The 16564-nt window shown below is 69.5% G+C and carries 21 protein-coding genes and 3 pseudogenes; 23 read left to right on the forward strand and 1 reads right to left on the reverse strand.

What is annotated here, in order from left to right; translation table 11 throughout:
- Positions 1–21: 21 nt before the first annotated feature.
- The 16 genes and pseudogenes from BIV23_RS00965 (at position 22) to BIV23_RS01035 (ending at position 12594) form a co-directional block, all read left to right on the forward strand.
- Positions 22–891: an ATP-grasp domain-containing protein gene (locus tag BIV23_RS00965; RefSeq protein WP_342746339.1), complete on the forward strand. Its 870-nt coding sequence runs from the start codon at positions 22–24 to the stop codon at positions 889–891.
- The gene (locus tag BIV23_RS53485; protein WP_342746340.1) at positions 828–1256 is read left to right on the forward strand and encodes a hypothetical protein; all 429 of its coding nucleotides are present in this window, start codon (positions 828–830) and stop codon (positions 1254–1256) included. Before BIV23_RS00965 ends, BIV23_RS53485 begins: the two co-directional genes overlap by 64 nt.
- 128 nt (positions 1257–1384) lie before the next feature.
- Entirely contained in the window at positions 1385–2059 is a 675-nt protein-coding gene (locus BIV23_RS00970) for a hypothetical protein (RefSeq protein ID WP_071378751.1), read from the forward strand.
- 107 nt (positions 2060–2166) lie between these two features.
- Positions 2167–3955, forward strand: a pseudogene (locus BIV23_RS00980) (type IV secretory system conjugative DNA transfer family protein).
- The gene (locus tag BIV23_RS00985; protein WP_071378754.1) at positions 3952–4182 is read left to right on the forward strand and encodes a hypothetical protein; all 231 of its coding nucleotides are present in this window, start codon (positions 3952–3954) and stop codon (positions 4180–4182) included. Before BIV23_RS00980 ends, BIV23_RS00985 begins: the two are co-directional and overlap by 4 nt.
- Positions 4179–5348 carry a DnaB-like helicase N-terminal domain-containing protein gene (locus BIV23_RS00990; protein ID WP_071378755.1) on the forward strand — a complete coding sequence of 390 codons (1170 nt, stop codon included), beginning with the start codon at positions 4179–4181 and terminating at the stop codon, positions 5346–5348. Before BIV23_RS00985 ends, BIV23_RS00990 begins: the two co-directional genes overlap by 4 nt.
- A gap of 104 nt (positions 5349–5452) precedes the next feature.
- Positions 5453–5626 (forward strand): annotated as a pseudogene (locus BIV23_RS53780) (DNA cytosine methyltransferase); the annotation flags it as partial.
- A gap of 121 nt (positions 5627–5747) precedes the next feature.
- Positions 5748–6650, forward strand: a pseudogene (locus BIV23_RS53785) (DNA cytosine methyltransferase); the annotation flags it as partial.
- A 93-nt stretch (positions 6651–6743) separates the two neighbouring features.
- Positions 6744–7349 (forward strand): DUF4913 domain-containing protein, encoded by a 606-nt coding sequence (locus BIV23_RS01000; protein ID WP_071378756.1) that lies wholly within the window; start codon positions 6744–6746, stop codon positions 7347–7349.
- On the forward strand, positions 7346–8107 hold the full coding sequence (locus BIV23_RS01005) for a glycosyl hydrolase (protein WP_071378757.1): 762 nt from the start codon (positions 7346–7348) through the stop codon (positions 8105–8107). Before BIV23_RS01000 ends, BIV23_RS01005 begins: the two co-directional genes overlap by 4 nt.
- Positions 8104–8580, forward strand: a complete 477-nt coding sequence (locus tag BIV23_RS01010) for a hypothetical protein (RefSeq protein WP_071378758.1) — start codon at positions 8104–8106, stop codon at positions 8578–8580. Before BIV23_RS01005 ends, BIV23_RS01010 begins: the two co-directional genes overlap by 4 nt.
- Positions 8577–9245: a hypothetical protein gene (locus BIV23_RS01015; protein WP_071378759.1), complete on the forward strand. Its 669-nt coding sequence runs from the start codon at positions 8577–8579 to the stop codon at positions 9243–9245. The genes BIV23_RS01010 and BIV23_RS01015 overlap by 4 nt, the downstream gene beginning before the upstream one ends.
- Complete coding sequence (locus BIV23_RS01020) at positions 9242–10066, forward strand: hypothetical protein (protein ID WP_071378760.1); 825 nt, start codon at positions 9242–9244, stop codon at positions 10064–10066. Before BIV23_RS01015 ends, BIV23_RS01020 begins: the two co-directional genes overlap by 4 nt.
- Positions 10067–10089: 23 nt before the next feature.
- Positions 10090–10632 carry a hypothetical protein gene (locus tag BIV23_RS01025; RefSeq protein ID WP_071378761.1) on the forward strand — a complete coding sequence of 181 codons (543 nt, stop codon included), beginning with the start codon at positions 10090–10092 and terminating at the stop codon, positions 10630–10632.
- 56 nt (positions 10633–10688) lie between these two features.
- Positions 10689–11531, forward strand: a complete 843-nt coding sequence (locus tag BIV23_RS01030; RefSeq protein WP_071378762.1) for a winged helix-turn-helix transcriptional regulator — start codon at positions 10689–10691, stop codon at positions 11529–11531.
- A gap of 118 nt (positions 11532–11649) precedes the next feature.
- Positions 11650–12594, forward strand: coding sequence for an SPDY domain-containing protein (locus BIV23_RS01035; RefSeq protein WP_071378763.1), 945 nt, complete (start codon positions 11650–11652; stop codon positions 12592–12594).
- Positions 12595–13156: 562 nt separating this feature from the next.
- On the opposite strand, the gene BIV23_RS01040 is transcribed toward BIV23_RS01035, so the two are convergent.
- Complete coding sequence (locus BIV23_RS01040) at positions 13157–13423, reverse strand: hypothetical protein (RefSeq protein ID WP_071378764.1); 267 nt, start codon at positions 13421–13423, stop codon at positions 13157–13159.
- A 219-nt stretch (positions 13424–13642) separates the two neighbouring features.
- Between BIV23_RS01040 and BIV23_RS01045 the strand changes: the two genes are divergently transcribed.
- From BIV23_RS01045 to BIV23_RS01070, 7 genes are all read left to right on the forward strand, one after another.
- Entirely contained in the window at positions 13643–13990 is a 348-nt protein-coding gene (locus tag BIV23_RS01045; RefSeq protein ID WP_071378765.1) for an SPDY domain-containing protein, read from the forward strand.
- Positions 13991–14022: 32 nt separating this feature from the next.
- A complete protein-coding gene (locus tag BIV23_RS01050; protein ID WP_071378766.1) occupies positions 14023–14283 on the forward strand; it encodes a hypothetical protein in 261 nt (86 codons plus the stop codon).
- A 52-nt stretch (positions 14284–14335) separates the two neighbouring features.
- Entirely contained in the window at positions 14336–14548 is a 213-nt protein-coding gene (locus tag BIV23_RS01055) for a hypothetical protein (protein WP_071378767.1), read from the forward strand.
- Between the two features lie 91 nt (positions 14549–14639).
- Positions 14640–14969 (forward strand): esterase, encoded by a 330-nt coding sequence (locus BIV23_RS01060; RefSeq protein WP_071378768.1) that lies wholly within the window; start codon positions 14640–14642, stop codon positions 14967–14969.
- A 106-nt stretch (positions 14970–15075) separates the two neighbouring features.
- Positions 15076–15312, forward strand: a complete 237-nt coding sequence (locus tag BIV23_RS01065) for a MarR family transcriptional regulator (RefSeq protein WP_071378769.1) — start codon at positions 15076–15078, stop codon at positions 15310–15312.
- A gap of 32 nt (positions 15313–15344) precedes the next feature.
- Positions 15345–15578, forward strand: coding sequence for a hypothetical protein (locus BIV23_RS45465; protein ID WP_079172844.1), 234 nt, complete (start codon positions 15345–15347; stop codon positions 15576–15578).
- 162 nt (positions 15579–15740) lie between these two features.
- On the forward strand, positions 15741–16556 hold the full coding sequence (locus BIV23_RS01070) for a helix-turn-helix domain-containing protein (protein WP_071378770.1): 816 nt from the start codon (positions 15741–15743) through the stop codon (positions 16554–16556).
- The last annotated feature ends 8 nt before the right edge of the window (positions 16557–16564 follow it).

Consider the following 16564-nt stretch of genomic DNA (forward strand, 5'->3'; position numbering starts at 1 on the left):
CCGCACTATGGAGGCTTTCTCATGTCCCAATCCACTCGCCCGCTGCTGATCGTCGTCGGGGGAACCGATCGTGTCTATCGCGGCTACTGCGTCAAGCAGGCCGCCGCCGCGTACCCGATTGCGTTGATCGACACCAAGCCGCCGTCCTGGCAGCAGCACCTGGTTGTCGACCATGAGGTAGCCGACACCTACGATCCGGAGGCCGTGGTCGCTGCCGGCCTGGCCCTGGCCACTCGCCACCCCATCGCCGGAGTCGTCACCTGGGACGAGTACACGCTCGTGCCGACCGCTGAACTCGCCGCCCGTCTCGGCGTGCCCGGCAACAGCGCGGCGGCGATGACCGCCTGCCGGGACAAGGCGACCAGCCGCCGCCTGTTCGCCGAGCACAGCGTGCCCTCGGCCACGTCGACCCGCGTCGGCACGCTGGCCGAGGCGACAGTCGCCGCGCTCCGCACCGGCTTCCCGGTCGTCCTCAAGCCTTCCTCCCACGCGGCCAGCATCGGTGTGGTCCGTGTCGATACCCCCGAGGGGCTGCCCGCCGCCTGGGAGTTCGCTGCCGCCGGAGCCGGTGAGCAGGGCCCGGAAGGCAGCGGCGTGCTGGTCGAGGAGTACCTGTCCGGCCCGGAGATATCGGTGGAGTGCGTCACCCAGCACGGCGTCACCACCGCTCTGGCCGTCACCCGCAAGGAGGTCGCCTTTCCTCCGTACTTCGAAGAGGTCGGCCATACCGTGGATGCCGGCGACCCGCTCCTGCTCGAGGTCGCCCCCCCCTCGCCGTCCAGGCCGTCCAGGCACTGGGCGTCACCGACGGCGTCCAGCACGTGGAGATGCGACTCACCGCGTCCGGCCCGCGGATCATTGAGGTCAACGCCCGGATCGGCGGCGACCTGATCGGTAAGCTCGTCCGCCTCGCCACCGGCCTCGACCTGCCCCGGATCGCTGCCGACATCGCCTGCGGACAGATTCCCGACCTGACGCCCACAGCGCACGCCACCGCCGCGATCAAGATGCTGTATCCCCCGGCCACCGGCATCCTCTCCGCACAGGACCTGGCGATCGTCCCTGGCCCGAAGTATCCGTGGCTGCACCAGGTGACCTGGCTCCGCGACGTCGGAGAGCGGGTCGTGCTGCCGCCGACGGGCAAACTCGACACCGGTCGGGTCGGCTTCCTCATCGTCACCGCCGACAGCCCCGAAGCAGCCCGGGACTGGATCTCGTCCCTCGCCAACGGTCTGACCCTGTCGGTCACACCGTGAACCTGCCGCCGCCTTCCGCCACCACCAGACCGTTCCCCGGACCCGAGTCTGTCCATCGGGTTGGGGAGCACCGCTGCCGCGTGCCCCCACCCAGCCCGGAAATCCAGCACAACGACCAAGGAGCAAGCGTGCCCGAGTTCTACCCGAGCATCGGCGAGGCCGTCGGCGCCGCGATGCAGCACAACATCCGGCTCGCCCAAAGCAGCGAGACGTCGGGCTCCGGCAAACCGCTGCAGGTCCGCTACCTGCCCCATCCTTCCTCCGACCCGTACTCCGTCCCCGGGATGATCGCCCGGCTCACCGAGACCGCAACGCCCGACGAGGTTGCCGGAATCATCGAGGAGGTCAACGGTGCACTGGTCGGGACCCTGCCGCAGCTGACCGAACTCGTCGCCGCTGCCGCCGACTGGACCCGCGTCCGCCTGGCGTTCGACGACCCGCGCCACAACCCCACCTTCGAAACCTGGACGCGGCTTGCCGCCGCCCACCGCATGCTCCGGGACGTCCAGGAGCAGTTGGAGATCGCCGAGGACGGGATCGCCGCGTGCCCTGCCGAACTTACCGACCCCAGGCACCACGAGATGGTCAACGTCCTGCGTACCAGGGAACTGCTCAGCGACATCCTCGGTACCGGCGCGATCGCCGCAGCCCCGACACCCGCCGATGGCGAACCGGATGCGAACCGGCAGCGCGCTGCCCATGCCTCCTCCCCGAATGCCGCCGCCCAACGCACGACGTCCACGGCCAATTCCGCAGAGACGTCGACGGGCACTCCGCCGCCCCGCGCCCCCCGCACCCGATAGCCCCGACCACCAACTCCCTTCCCGAACGGGAGCTGCCCCGATGACCAGCAGAAGAGGGCCCCGCGCCCCGCCCCATCACTCACCTGCGCTCATTCCCAGGACCCACCATGCCCGCACCGCGTACCAGCGCGCCCTCGACCACCACCGGGTCGGACGCGCTCCTCTACCTCCTCTTCGGCATACTCGGCATCGCGCTCGCCTTCGGTTCGCTGGCGTGGCTGACCGGCAATGTCAGCAACTCCCTCTTCGGCGCCGGACCTTGGGCACCCTTCAGGGCCACTGACGCGCTGCTTCACCCCAATGTGCTGTGGCCGCACCTGAGCCCCACCGCCCTGCTGGTCGGCGCACGGATCATCCCCGGCCTGCTGTCCGCCTGCCTCACCGTCCTCGGCCTGGTGCTGTGGATGCGGCTGCGCGGCGGCGCGAAGAACGGCCTCGCCCGGAAGGCCGACCTCGCCCCGCTGCTGGACAAGGAGATCACCGCCAAGGCCAGGAGCCTGCGGCCGTCCCTGAGCGGCCGGGAGTGTAAAAGAGGTCGCTCCTGCTGACCGCGGCATCCTGCTCGGCACCCTCTCCCCGGGGCGAGCCAATGTCCGCGCGTCCTGGGAGGACGTGATCGTCGCGATCATGGCTCCGCGAAGCGGCAAGACTTCCGGACTGGCGATCCCCGCGATTCTCGCGGCGCCCGGCCCGGTACTGCTGACCTCGAACAAGGCGGCCAACGACGCCTTCACCGCCACGGTGGACGCTCGTGCCGAGGTCGGCACGATCTGGACCCTGGACCCCCAGCAGATCGCCCACCACCCGCGCGAGATGTGGTGGGACATCCTGGCCGACGCCCGCGACCTGGCCGGGGCGAAACGTTTGGCCGGACACTTCGTCGCCGCCAGCGTGGACGAGTCGAATGGCTCCGACTTCTGGTCCACCGCCGCGAGCAACACGCTCGGTGCGCTGTTCCTCGCTGCTGCCAGCCACCGGCGGCCGGTCACCGATGTCCTGGCCTGGCTCGCCTCCCCCGCCGACCGGACCCCGGTCGACCTGCTCACCGATGCAGGCCACGACGCGGTCGCCGCCCAGCTCCAGGGCACCGTCTCCGGCGCGACCGAGACCCGCGACGGCATTTACGAGACGGCGAGGCAGTACGCGAGCTGCCTGCTCGACCCCGACGTCGCAGCCTGGGTCACGCCCAGCAAGGACCTCCCCGAGTTCAAGCCCTTCACCTTCGCCACGTCCCGCGACACCTTGTACCTCCTCAGCAAGGACGGCGGCGGCAGCGCGAGCGCGATCATCGCCGCAGCGGCCGACGCCGTGATGCGCGCGGCCGTGGTCGTCGCCGAGCGCTCCGGCGGACGGCTCGATCCGCCCGCCCTGTGCGTCCTCGACGAGGCCGCGAACGTCTGCAAAATCTCGGATCTCCCGGACCTGTACAGCCATTTGGGCAGCCGCGGCGTCATCCCGATGACGATTCTGCAGTCGTACCGGCAGGGCCAGCGGTGCTGGGGCGAAGCAGGCATGGACGCCCTCTGGTCCGCCGCCACCATCAAGATCGTCGGTAGCGGCATTGACGACGCCGACTTCGCGGACCGACTCAGCAGGCAGGTCGGTGACCACGACGTCCAGACCACCTCGGTGTCGACCAGCGACGGTGGCAAGTCCACCTCGGTCAGCATGCGCACCGAGCGGATCCTGCCGCCCGATGCGATCCGTGCCCTGCCCAAGGGCAAGGCGTTGCTCCTGGCCACCGGCATCCGGGTTGCCATGCTCGACCTCCGGCCCTGGTACAAGGAGCCCTCCGCCAAGGTGGTCGGCCCGGCATCCGCCCGCGCGACGAAGGCCATCACCGAACGGGCCCTCGCGAAGACCCTCGGCCGCGATGACTTCGGGCTGTCGGCATGAGCACGCCCACGCCGCGTTCCGGGCGGCTCGTACGCTCGCCGGTCGTTCTGCACGGCGGCCAGTGGTGGTTGGTCAGCGGGGCCGGCTCGATTCTCGCCACCGATCCCACGTTCACCAGCGTGCTGGACGGCTTCGCCCAGGCGATGGCCGCTGCCGACCAGGCGGTCGCCGACCTTCGCTCCCGGCAGAGCGAACCTCCCGCTTCCGACGCAGGGGGTCAGCGATGAACCCGCTGCTGGGAGCCGAGCAGGCGGTACTCGGTTCCGTTCTGCTTGACCCGGGCCAACTCTCACATCTTGACTGGCTCGCGCCGGATCACTTCTACCGGCCGGTCCACCAAGCGCTGTTCGCCGCACTGCGCAAGCTCCGAAACGACGGCCACCCCGCGCTGGTCGAGAAGTCCGTACCGCTGTCCTGGGTGACCGATGCTGTCAACGAGACCAGCCGCCACGTACGAGGGCTGACCGCGATGTACGCCCACACCCTGATCTCGGCCTGCCCGCGTCCCGCGCACGCTCCGGTGTACGGCCGCATGGTGCTGGAGGGTGCGATCCATCGCAGCATCACGGAACACGCGATCCGTCTTCACCAAGCGGCTCGCGCCGACGCCCTGCAGGGCGAAGTCGAGGGAGCCCTGCGCTACGCGGACGTTCTGACCGGAGTGCTCAACGATCTCGCACAGCGGTGGGGAACCGAACCGCGCCCGGTCGCGCCTGCTACTCCGCCGGCCACCGCCCCGGCCGCGCCGCCGCCGGTCCGGGCCGACCAGGTAGCAGAGGACGAGCGGTTCCTTCTGGCCGTCCTAGCTGAGCAGCCGAAGGCCATGGACGAGGTGGTGGGCTGGCTGCGGCCGGGCGACTTCGCCGACCCCGCCCACGGGCAGCTCTACCGCTGCCTCGGCGCGCTGCACCACCGGGGCGAGCCCATCGACCGGATCACCCTGCTCTGGGAGGCCCAGCGGCGCGGCCTGCTGGCCGACGGCACGCTGTCTAGCAACCAGCTCACCGCTATCTGCGACGGCGTGGGTCCTGGCAGCGCCGAATGGCTCGGCGAGCTGGTGATGCGTTCCTCTGTCACCCGCACAGCGGCCACCTCTGCGCGTGCCATCCGAGCCCTGGCGGAGAACGAGGCTCTGGCCCCCGGGCGGCTCATCAATCACGCCCTGCACGCGCTCGGTCCACTCGACGAAGTACGGACCCGTTGGCAGTCCGCGAACGGCCACCCCGCTCCGACGCCGACGGCCCCGGCTCCTTCGCCGAACGGGCCTCCCGCTGGGCGGGTGCACGCCGCCCTCGCCCGCAGCACGCCGCGCCCAGTCTCACCGCCCTCGTCCCGGCCCAGCTCTGCGCCCACCTCGACCGCCGCGCGACCGCCCTCCCGCGGCCACAGCTGAAACCTCCCCCAGCCCGCCACGTGTTCTCTCCAATGGAATTCACCGTGAACAACACCCCCATCTCCGAGCAGCTCCTGCGGACCGAATCACTCGGAGCCGGTGACATGCAGACCACCATCGCGCGCCCTCCACTGATCGGCTCGCTCTGCTCGGGGTACGGCGGCCTCGACCTGGGGGTGCAGTGCGCCCTCGGCGGCACTCTGGCCTGGCACGCAGAGGTCAATGCCGACGCTTCGCGCATCCTCGCCCGGCACTGGCCCGGGGTGCCCAACCTGGGCGACATCACGACCGTCGACTGGTCCACCGTCCCCCGGGTGTGCGTCCTGACGGCGGGCTTCCCCTGTCAAAGACGTCTCGGTCGCCGGCCGACGGGCCGGACTCAACTCCCAGACCCGTTCCGGGCTGTGGCTGCACGTCGCCCGTGCGGTCGAGGCCCTCCGACCCTGTTTGGTGGTGATCGAGAATGTGCGCGGCCTCCTCACCTCACCCGCCGGCTCCCCTGGCGACCTGGAACTCTGCCCGTGGTGTCTGGGAGACGAACCAACCCAGCCTCCTCTGCGAGCACTTGGTGCCGTACTCGGATCCCTGGCCGACCTCCGGTACGACGCGAGGTGGCTCGTGCTTCGTGCCTCCGATATCGGAGCACCGCACCGCCGCGAGCGGACCTTCCTCGCCGCCTGGCCAGCCGAACACCCTGCTCAAGACGCCGACCAGCAACATCGCGAAGAACGGTGGCTCTCAACACCCCGCCAAGAGGAAGAGCGGGGGCCACGGTCCGAACCTGGCCGACGAGGTGGAGTGGCTCCTGCCTACCCCGAAGGCGTCGGACGGAATCAAGGGCTCGCCCAACCAGCGACACGTCAACGGGGACATGACCTTGCCGAGTGCGGCGGCCTCGCTGCTGCCCACATTGCGGACCAGCGACACGGGCACCCCGGGACGCCGACCGTGCAAGGCGTCGCGTCCTCCCCTGTCAGCAGTGGTTCTACCGCTCTGGACGGAATCGGCTCCGGAAGCCGGGGAGCAGACCGGCGATGGGGTGCGTACGCAGCCGCCATCACCCGATGGGAGACGCTCACCCGCCCCGCGCCGCCGCCCACCGACGCGGCCGGGCGGCTCCGTGCCGACTTCGTGGAGTGGATGCAGGGCCTGGAGCCCGGCTGGGTCACCGCCACTCCGGGGCTCGGCCGACCGGCTCAGCTCACCACGCTCGGCAACGGCGTCGTGCCTCAACAAGCCGCCAGGGCCGTGCAGTTGTTGGCTCCGCCCTTCCCACGTTGCCCTCGCTGCACGGCGGCGTAGCGCCTCACTACCGGGTTTTCCCGGCCGGGCCAAATCGCGGTTTCTCCGGATCCTCTCCCCCATGTCGCCGTCTCACAGATGGAGCACGCCCCCATGTCCGACACCAGCAAGACCGCCCCCGACTCCGAGCCGTTCCGCGTCCCCGACGGGGACCTCGACGACCTCGCAAGCACTCTCGCCAAGACCATGGCCGAGGTCAGGCAGCACGGCGTCATCCTCGACCGCCTCGGCTCCGAGCCCGCTGCCGCCTCCGCCGCACTCCAGCCGACCGACGACGTTCCGGCCGCAGCGGCGACCGACTCCGCGCAGGAGGATGGCCCCACCTCGGTGTTCATCCTCGCCTTGGGCGGCGAGGCATACGCCGTCGAACTCGCCGCCCTCAGCGACTGGGTGAACAACCTCTTCCTGCCGGTGTACGGCCGAGAGATCAGCACGACCCGCCCGTGGTGCGCGCAATGGCATGAACACCCCGAGGCCGTCGCCCGGCTGCACGCCCTCTGGCTCGCGTGGCAGCAGCTCACCGACGCCGAGGCCGGCCTGTCCGGTCCTTCAACGTGGCACCGCGACCACCTGGACCAAGCCCTGGTTCATCTCCGTGCTCCCGACGGCCCCTTCGCCGCGTGCACGACGAGCCCGACCCGGCCCAACCATCGCGTGCTGGCCACCCCCGCGCCCGATCAGTTGGGGCTGGCGGCATGAGCGACGAACTCGACTTCCATCTTGACGACTTCGAGCCTGCCGACGCGGACTCCGAGCACGCGGAGCAGCGGTTCTGGGCCAGTGACCTCACCGTCCTGGCCGAGCACCACACCACCCCCAACGGCTCCCACAGCTTCGTCGTCGCCCACGACAGGTCGGCCACCTTGGGCATACCCGGCGCACCGCAGATAGTCGCGATCAAGGTCGCACGGGACCTCAACCAGAACACCTTCACGTTCGAGTCGACCTATCACTCCACCGTGTCCTTCGCCCAGAACTGGCTGATTGAGCACGGCTGCCCGCACAAGCGGATCACCCTGGTCCGCGGGGACTTCATGACGCCCACCGACGACCTCACTCTGTGGCTGGACCGGCAGATCCGGGAGTCGGGGGCTCGGTACGAGGTCATCGACAGTTGGACCTCGGACTTCGACCCACGTGAGACGTGGACGTTGACCCGCGACTCCAGCGCCGCGCAGGCACCGATTCGTGTCTTCCTCGAAGAGGGAGACCACGAGGCCCATACCTACACGATCCGCGAGGGCGCCTTCGCCGACGAGGCCGCCGCCCGGCACTGGCTGGCCCACCGCGGCAGTCCACTGCCACAGCCGCCGGATTACCGCGGTGAGGCTGCCGCCCGGCTGGCACGCGCCGCCCTCTACCGGTCGGCCGGTACCTCCGCGATCCCGAAGGCCGGCCCCTGCCACTCGCTGTCGACGGGGACGAACCAGCGACCGAACCGGGGGAAGTCACTGTGAGCCGCGCCCGCTTCGCCTTCGCCGCACACCCGGACGCCATCGCGGATCTACGGGAGCTTCCCGCCGAAATACGTGACTTGGCGCTGCTTGAGCTGCAGAACTTGGTCCACGGAAGCGACGACTGCCTGCCGCTGGAGGGCCGCCTCGCGGGCTTCCACAAGGTCTACGTCGACCCAGCGGTCTCCTACCGAATGGTCATCCAGTTCCGCCCGGCCCCGCCCACCTCGCACCACAAGCGCGAGATCTATCTCGTCGCCGCCGGCAGCCGGAAGGACTACGCGGTCTACCGTTCGGCACACCTCCGCACCAGCCCCCGCGAGGACACCGAGACAGCCTCTGCCACCGAGGCGCGCGTACAGGCCGCTCGATCCCGCTCCCCCCGCGCGGTCGACCAGCCGGCGGCTGTCCGGGCAACTCCTCCAGCAGCAGCCCAGCCCACTGCCGCCGCTTCCCGGAAGGCTCCCCAGCGATGACCACCAACCGCGCCTCCCTGGCCCGTGCCGAACTGGCGGGCCTCCTCACCAATGCCGCGCAGAGCGTTTCCAGCATCCTCACTGCCGAGTACCCGACGGCCGCCAGCCGTTCCTACCTGCACCCGGTACTTGGTCCGCTCTCGGCCGGGCCTCGGGTGGTCTGCGAGCTGAACGAACGGCTCGAAGGCTTCGTAGCCGACGAGCCGCTCCCCGCGACGCCGGCCGGTCTCTTCACCCTGGCCTCCTACGCATCCGCGCTGGGATGGCTCACCGAGTCCCTCGCCGAGCTGACCTCCTCGGTGGACCAGATCTGCACACGCGTCGGCATCCCCAGGGAGCCGCCGGACCCGGCCTTCGCCGCGCCCGCCAGCGTGGAGCAGGACAGCGAGTTCGACTTCGCCTTCAGCGCACTGGAGTTGGCGGCGATCCGGACCGCGGCCAAGGCCGCCGGTCTCACACCGGGCGACTACGTCGAGGTGCTCTCCGAGTCCCTGCTCGCAGCCTCCCGGATCACCGACGCCTGCATGGAGATCTCCAGCGGTCTCCTCGAAGACTCCGCGTACGTCCTCGGCGACGCGACCGACCACGTCTGGATCGGCGATGGCCCCGACAGCCTGCCCACTCTGGTCCGTTCGCTGCTCGCCCGGATGGAGACGGCTGAATGAACCCCCACGACCCGGCCAAGCGGCCTGGCGCGCACCTCGTCGCCGACGCGCTCGGCGTCGAGGATCCCTGGGCGCTGACCAGTAGGCATCGCCCGAGTGAACCGCTCGGCCGCGCCGGGACGGTGGTCGCCGAGGCCGCCCGTGATCTCGACGAGCTGCAAAGCCAGGTAACTCATGCTGCCCAGTCCGCCATCGGGCTGCTCGAACCCGTCGAGCGCGGCGAACTCAGCGGCACGCGCGTCTCGTACGCGCTGCTGCGGACCGCAGTCCCGCAGATCGGGCTACTCGTCGCACGGCAGGATGCAGCCTACGAGCAGCTCACCCAGTCCATTTCCGCGTACCGCCATCTCCTGTCCGAGTCGGATGTTGTCCAACCCCCGAAGGCATCGGTCCACGGACTGAAAAGCGAACAAACCCCTGGCCGGGACGATGACTGGGCCATCTCGGATGATCGCCAGCTCGGAGCCCTCGAAGCCGTCGAGGCCGGCGGACTGCGATTTCACCAGAGCGGGGTCTACGGCTACATCTACCTCTCCGACGGGCGGGGCATGCGCCCCAACCCAGAGGTTTGGCCCGAGACCGTCCAACGGCTGGTCGCCGACGGGCTACTGGACCAGGACACCAGCGAGGGACTGTACCGACCTGGACAGCTCCTCTCGCTCACGCCACAGGGCGAGACGGTCCTGCGTGCCGCACGTACGGCCACGCCGCGCGTGTCCGCCGCCCTCAGCCGCAGCAACTCCGCGGCGATCTCCGGCGCTGCCGATCCGTCTACCGCACCCGCGACAAACCCGGCCACCAAGCCTTCCCGTTCCCGCTGATTCCTGCAGAAAGGACGTCCCCTATGTCCACCGCGATCTACACCCGCCGCCTGGTCGAGCACCGATACGGCCGCCCGCTGGAAGAACTGCGGCGGAGCAACGCCTCCGGCCGCTCCGACGACCCTGTCCTGCCGATCCTGCTGCGACGGCTCGGCGGCCTCGCCCAGACCGACGCCGATGCCCGTTCCGCTCGCCGCAACCTCGACGCGGCCTGGCAGCGGTGCCGCTCCGGCGAACACGTCCTCGACGACCTCGTGCTGCTGTACGCGACCGATGTCGTCGATCTCGAACGCCAGGAGCAGACCGAGGCGGAAGCCGTCTGGGATCTGCTGGATGTCCGCCTCCTGCTGGACCGTCCTTCTGATCAGCCGCCCTTGGCCCATCGAGCGGCCCCTGCTCCTGACGATGAGGACCTGTTGACCAGTGCCCGGGAGGTCGCCGCCGGCCTGCACCGCCTCAACCGTGAGGCGCTGCGCCGGGGACTGCGCGACCGCGGCATCCACGTCAGCAACCGCCGCCTTGGCGCGGTGCTCCAGAAGCTCCGAGCCGAGAGCGCCTCCCACTGACCACTCGGTCTCTCCACATATCCGCAACCCCTCTTTCCCCTAACGGAGTTCGCCCCATGTCCATCCCTGTACAATCCTCCGCTGCCTCGATCGGCTCGGTCGATGCCCAGCGTGTCGAGGACGCGCTTTCCCTGATAGCACCGAAGTGGACCACCTGGTCGGCGCAGACCCTGGCGCAGCAGGGTCGCCCCATGCGTGTTCGTGACGTCGCCGCCAGGCTCCCCTTCGTCAGCGAGCAGCTTGTCGGTAAGCGGCTGGCGCAGATGCACGCTGATGGGCTGGTCACCCGAGCTGACGGCCGCCACGGGGCCCCGTACCAGCTCAGCGCCTTCGGTGAATCGCTGTCTCGGGTGCACCGTGCCCTGTCGGACTGGTCCCAGACCAACCTGTCGCTCGGCAAGGTAGCCGGTGCCGAACGCGTCGAGGACGCCGTGCGCCGTCTGCACCTGCGGCATTCGACCGCCGTGATCCAGGTCCTCGACGCGGGCGGCCCCATGCGGTTCGTCCACATCGCCGAGGAGGCCGGCTTGGACAACGGCTTCACCCGGCAGCGGCTCAACCGGCTTCAGGTCGATGGTCTGGTCGCCCGTACCGGGCCGCGCCACGGCGACCCCTACGTCCTGACCGATGCCGGGCGGGCGCTGGGCCCCGTCTACGCAGCCGTCGAGCACTGGAGTAACCCCGTCGCCACGCAGGGGCGCTCGGCACCCGCAGCCCCCGTCACGGCAGCCACCCGGACCCACACCGGAGTCCCGCCGGGGTCGGACGGCATCCGAACCGCAGCGGCCCTGCGCCGGAGCGCCGCCGCGCCGAGCACCCTGTTCAGCCACGCACCGCGGCCTCAACCGCGGGTACCGGCGGCCATCACCGCCCAGTCTGCCCCCTCGCGAGGCCGGTGATCCGGGTGCCGCTGAGAGCCAGCCGCGTCTCCCCGTTGCCACGGCGCCCGCGTGCACTTGAGCAGCTCGTTCCGCGCACGTGGGCGCGTCCCCCTCCTACGCCCCCGGAGCCTCGACTATGAACACCCAGCAGTCCTACGACCAGGATCCATACCAAGAGGTACTGGTCAGCCCCATGTACCTGGCCGGCTCCAACGGGACCGCAGACGCTGGCTTCGCCCCCGTCGCTCACTGGCCGCACCACTACCTCGACGAGGGCCCCTGCCAGCTCCTCGTCACCTCACCCGACCAGAGGATCCGTATCGGCTGGTTCGGCGACGACTTCGCGCTCTGGAAGATCACCGCAGCCGAGGACGCTGTCTCCGCACCCCGCTGGACGGCAACCTTCAACCACGTCACCCCGGCCGAGATCGTCGCCGGTCTCACCAACGCCCTGGAACACGACTACGCCGAAGCCGACGCCTACGACGGCGACGGGCGCTATCTAGCGAACCCGTCGATGTACTGGGCTGACGCAGTCCGGCCACTGACCGATGCCGGCTGGACCCGCGATGGCGGGGCCGAGCGCGGCACCGTCGAAATCATCGCCCCTGACGGACAAGCAGGCATCCTGATCGACAACCGTCTCTCTAACTGGGACGACGAAACCGTCACGCTGTGGGCCGGTCCACCGGGCTGGCGCACTCGCGCGGAGGCGTTCTTCACAGCCCGCACCCCGTCCCACCTGATCGCCGCGACGGCAGCCGCCATGACCGATCCAGCCCCGGTGATGCGTGAGCGGCACCAACTCGATCGCAAGATGGAAAACCTGGTCACGCTCACTCCCGTTGGCCCGACCGCGCCCCAGATTCCTCGGGCTCCGACCCCGCTCGACGTGCGCCGCACTGCTGTCGTCCAGGCCGTCCAACGCGCCACACGCTTCCCTCAGACAGCCGCCGACCTCCGAGTCATGGCCGCCCGCAGCCGCACGGCGCCTTCGGCACAGAACCGGTCGAGCAATCCCGCTCCCGCCCTCGGGGCCAAGCCGCTGGCCAGCCCGACGGCCCCACGCCGTAGCCGCTGACCCCCGGCTCCGGCCCTTCCGGGACGTCCCCCTGACCGAAGCACCATCTCCGAATGCCAGGAGTTCCGCCATGCCCGGCGCCACCGCACTCGATCAAGCCACGGCCATGATCGAGAAAGCCTGGGGCCGCCCTATCGAAGCTCTGGAATCCCTCGCGGTCCGCCGCCCGAACGACGACCCGCTACTGCGCTCGGCCATGCACATCCGCTCGGCCCTGGTCATCACCGACAACGCCGTGGTCGTGCACCAGGACCGTTTGCACGCCCTTACCCGGCCCGGCTATGTGCCGGCCTTCTACGACCTCGAACGGATTACCAGCTCAGCGGCGGACCTTCGCGTCGCTCAGGCGGAGAGCCGTACTTTCCTGCAGGCCATCAGCCACGTGATCGAAGCACGTGAGGCCGCCGCGACCGCGGACCGGGCCCCGGCAGTCCGGCTGGCCCAGGCCGCTGTCACCCGCTCCGGGCACGCCCCACGCACCCTGGGCCAGCCACCCGATCAGCCCGCTCCTTCGGCCGCTGTCGGCCCGCCGGGGCCGGACCAGGGCCGCACCGGTGATCGATCAGGCGAGATCCTCGTCGCGGTGGGCATCCCCGATGCGGGAGCCCACCGCGCGGGCCAGTTCCTCCACCGTCAACTCGACGCGACGCTCATCCGCGATACGGTCCTCCACCACCGCCCCCTCGTCCCGCCGCCCGTCGGACTGCGCACCGACAGCCCACTGGCCGTCGGCGATCATCGCGATGTCGCCCACCGTCCACGGCCGCCCAGCGGCGCGGATCTTGCGCTCCAGCCCGGCTCCGTCCCAGTGTCTGCCCGGCTCCGCCATCCCTGCTCCCCCTTCGGTCCCGTACGGCCCGTTGCCGCAACCCAGTTAGGACAACCGCGTCCGCCGATCCATTCCCTGGCCGCAGACCATCTGCTGACGACCGCCAGTTCGCCCACGGCAGACGCCGCTTCCCGGCAAACGACTACGTACTTCGGCACACCGCATGTCAACGTACGGGTGTTGAGAAAAACCGCAGGTCAACGAAGGTATCGTCCAACCGTGAACGCCTCCGCCACCCTCCTGCCCGCCGCCGTCCGCCCGGCCGTGGAAGACCGCTGCTGGCTCTCCTCGGACCACTGCGCGGGCCCGGTGCTCGACCTCCTCGACGCGCTCGGCTGGGCAATCGTCGACACCCCGGAGGCCAACGTCCACGCGACGAGCCCGGACGGCCGTGTCTACGTCGGCTGGCTTCCCGAAGACACCGCCGCCTGGAAGCGCGGCATCGTCTGGCATGTCCGGGTGCAGCCCACCGAGGGTGACCCGTGGGTCCAGGAGTTCGGCCTCTACACCCCCTCCGAGGCCGTTGCCGGTTTCCTCGCTGCGCTCATCGCCACTCCCAGCCGCTGACCTCGCTACCGACCCCTGTCTCGGAGGACCTCATGGCACACCGCGCCCCGCTCACCAACCACCACGCCGACGGGACTCTCTGCCCGGTGGACCATAAGCACACCAGCTCCGGTAAGCCGCTCAACCCCGACTGCCCCGGTCGCGCGTACACGCAGGCCATCTGCTCGTGCGGCGACTGGGAGATGAAGCAGTCCGGCAAGGGCTACGTCAACGAGAGCCTCAAGCGGCATCTCGCCAGCCACACCCAGGGGCCGAAGGTCCTTTGCGATCTGCCCCGCATCGACGGTCCCTGACTCTCCACCACCAGCTCGCCCTTGTCATCCCGTACCGCTCTCGGAGGTTCCCGTGCCCCGCTACCTGACCGTCGGCCACCTGCTCCGCCAGCTCCAGGACCTTGACCCCAACCTGCCGATCCGCCTCGCCATCAACCCTGACTTCCCCTTCACCCACTACCTGGGGGCAGAGGTCGTCGTCCGGGACGGCAAGGCGTTCATCGCCGACGACGGCCAGGAGGACTACCTCCCGAGGGCGGTCAGCGACGCCCTCGCCTGGGCCTGACCCGTCCCACCGACACTCCCCGGAGGCTCTTATCTCGTCGCGATCCCGCCCTTCGCACCTCCTTCCGCTGCATAGCCTCGCCGTACACCCCATGCCGAGCGACGTACGCGGCGCACTGGTCCAGCGCGTCTCCGCCCTGCCCGACGGACCGCTCGACGTCACCTGGATCCCCGTCGAAACCCCAAGACTCCCCCTTGGCCGCATTCGCCTTCACTGGGAGCCAGGCTCCCTCGCAGGCTGGGACGTAACCGCCCACCTTGGCCTGGCCACCAACGAGGTGCATCTCGCCTCCTGGCCTGCCGCCCCGGACGACTGGCCGCGCCTGATCCGCCCGACCATCCACGAGGTGCTCGGCCTGTGCGCCGCCCTCGCGGTCGCGACCGCCGCCCTCGACCTCTCGAATCGCCTCGCCCAGGTCTGACGGAAACCGCAGAAGGCCGCCCCACGCCGATCAGGCAAGGGGCGGCCTTGCCGTACGCCCTGCCGCGTGTTGCGTACGCTCATCACCGACGAGCGAGGAGGACACGATGGCCGACGACCAGCAACTCTGGGGGTACCCGGAGGTCGCTGCCCACCTGGGCATCAGCGTCCGCGCCGCCCGCAGCCGCAAGAGCCGGGGCAGCCTGCCCGCGCCCGATGACACCACCGTGCCGGATCGGCCCCGCTGGAGACCATCCACGTTCCAAGACTGGAAGCCGGTCGGCCGAGGATTCCGGAGCGATCTGCACGGCTCCTCCTCGCGCGGGAACACGCCATCCGGCTGACCGGTGCTCATACCCGCCCGTGGGCTGCCGCCATGACGTCCGACTCGCCGACGCCGTCTCCGCCGTTCCCTTCGCCTGACAACGCTGCGCTCCGGACGGTTGTCGGCAACGCCATCGCATCAGTCCGCAACGGCGAAGCCTCGGTGGAAGATGCGATCCTGCACGCCGCCGTCCACGGCTGGTACGAGGGTCATATCCAGGGCGAGGACAAGTGCCCCGGCTGCGACTTCCGAGGTGGGCTGCCGAAGAACGGCAACCACGGCTGACCATCCTGCACGCCGAGGAGCGCCACCAACATGTCGGTGGCGCTCCTCGGCGTTTGGGTTGGACATGGCCGACGTGCACTACCACTGAGGCAGAGCCAAGCCTTCGGTATCCCCGTGTCCAGAACCGTCCATTCAGCTCCACGCCGCTGGAACCCTCGAAGCATGAACCTTGTCGAGAACGTAGTGGCAGGGCTCCTGGTGGCCCTGTTCCTGGGGTGCGCACGCTGCTTTGTTAGGTGGTGGCACCGACATGGAGCGTTCCTCGTCACGTCCGCCATCTTTTGTCTGGAGCCCCCGATGGGAAGCCCCCTCCCTAAGCCGGACCTGCTGCCCGGCGCGCACCGTCAGCTCAACGACGAACTGCACGAGTTGCACAGCCGGGCTAACTACCCGTCGATGCGCTCACTTGCGCGCATCATGGGCGTCTCACCCACCACCCTCAGCGACTCCATGACCAAGGCCAAGCTCCCGAGTAAGGACACAGCTGTCCGTCTCGCGCTGGCGCTCGCGGAGCGGATCCGCTGGGATGCAGACGTTGACGTCGATGAACAGGAAGACCGGATCGACCGCCAGATAGCCAGACTCTGGGAAAAGGCGCGGCAGGAAGCGGCACCTCCTGACCACGACCGCGTCGCTGAAGCCGTTCAGCAGACTTGGGAGGATTTCTCCAACGGATTCTGGCCGCACCCCTTTGGCTTCGACGAGGTCATCGAAGCGATGGGACGCGCGACCTACAACGGGGCCAGGGTGGCATCTGGAGACTGGGTAAATCTCTTCGTCACCGTCTACGACGTGGAGACCTACTTCATCCTCGATGGCCAAGGCGAGGACTACAACGGCCATGACTGGCTAGAGGAATTCTCTATGGCTGTAAGCAGACGGCTGGGCACCCTGGTAGAGGTCATGCTGCAAATCGGCGAGGACTTCGACTGGCCAGAGAGATATGGACGGGGCAGGCATCATCATCCGCTGACTTGAAGCGTGAC

The organism is Streptomyces monashensis (genome assembly GCF_001866665.1).
GTDB lineage: Bacteria > Actinomycetota > Actinomycetes > Streptomycetales > Streptomycetaceae > Streptomyces > Streptomyces monashensis.

Bases quoted from the DNA above. Each gene is read 5' to 3' on its own strand.
- BIV23_RS01005 (WP_071378757.1), top strand. From the start codon at position 7,346: ATGAGCGACGAACTCGACTTCCATCTTGACGACTTCGAGCCTGCCGAC.
- BIV23_RS01025 (WP_071378761.1), top strand. From the start codon at position 10,090: ATGTCCACCGCGATCTACACCCGCCGCCTGGTCGAGCACCGATACGGC.
- BIV23_RS45465 (WP_079172844.1), top strand. From the start codon at position 15,345: ATGACGTCCGACTCGCCGACGCCGTCTCCGCCGTTCCCTTCGCCTGAC.
- BIV23_RS00990 (WP_071378755.1), top strand. From the start codon at position 4,179: ATGAACCCGCTGCTGGGAGCCGAGCAGGCGGTACTCGGTTCCGTTCTG.
- BIV23_RS01020 (WP_071378760.1), top strand. From the start codon at position 9,242: ATGAACCCCCACGACCCGGCCAAGCGGCCTGGCGCGCACCTCGTCGCC.
- BIV23_RS01065 (WP_071378769.1), top strand. From the start codon at position 15,076: ATGGCCGACGACCAGCAACTCTGGGGGTACCCGGAGGTCGCTGCCCAC.
- BIV23_RS01070 (WP_071378770.1), top strand. From the start codon at position 15,741: ATGAACCTTGTCGAGAACGTAGTGGCAGGGCTCCTGGTGGCCCTGTTC.
- BIV23_RS01040 (WP_071378764.1), bottom strand. From the start codon at position 13,423: ATGGCGGAGCCGGGCAGACACTGGGACGGAGCCGGGCTGGAGCGCAAG.
- BIV23_RS01015 (WP_071378759.1), top strand. From the start codon at position 8,577: ATGACCACCAACCGCGCCTCCCTGGCCCGTGCCGAACTGGCGGGCCTC.
- BIV23_RS53485 (WP_342746340.1), top strand. From the start codon at position 828: ATGCGACTCACCGCGTCCGGCCCGCGGATCATTGAGGTCAACGCCCGG.
- BIV23_RS01060 (WP_071378768.1), top strand. From the start codon at position 14,640: ATGCCGAGCGACGTACGCGGCGCACTGGTCCAGCGCGTCTCCGCCCTG.
- BIV23_RS00965 (WP_342746339.1), top strand. From the start codon at position 22: ATGTCCCAATCCACTCGCCCGCTGCTGATCGTCGTCGGGGGAACCGAT.
- BIV23_RS01035 (WP_071378763.1), top strand. From the start codon at position 11,650: ATGAACACCCAGCAGTCCTACGACCAGGATCCATACCAAGAGGTACTG.
- BIV23_RS01000 (WP_071378756.1), top strand. From the start codon at position 6,744: ATGTCCGACACCAGCAAGACCGCCCCCGACTCCGAGCCGTTCCGCGTC.
- BIV23_RS01030 (WP_071378762.1), top strand. From the start codon at position 10,689: ATGTCCATCCCTGTACAATCCTCCGCTGCCTCGATCGGCTCGGTCGAT.
- BIV23_RS01050 (WP_071378766.1), top strand. From the start codon at position 14,023: ATGGCACACCGCGCCCCGCTCACCAACCACCACGCCGACGGGACTCTC.
- BIV23_RS00985 (WP_071378754.1), top strand. From the start codon at position 3,952: ATGAGCACGCCCACGCCGCGTTCCGGGCGGCTCGTACGCTCGCCGGTC.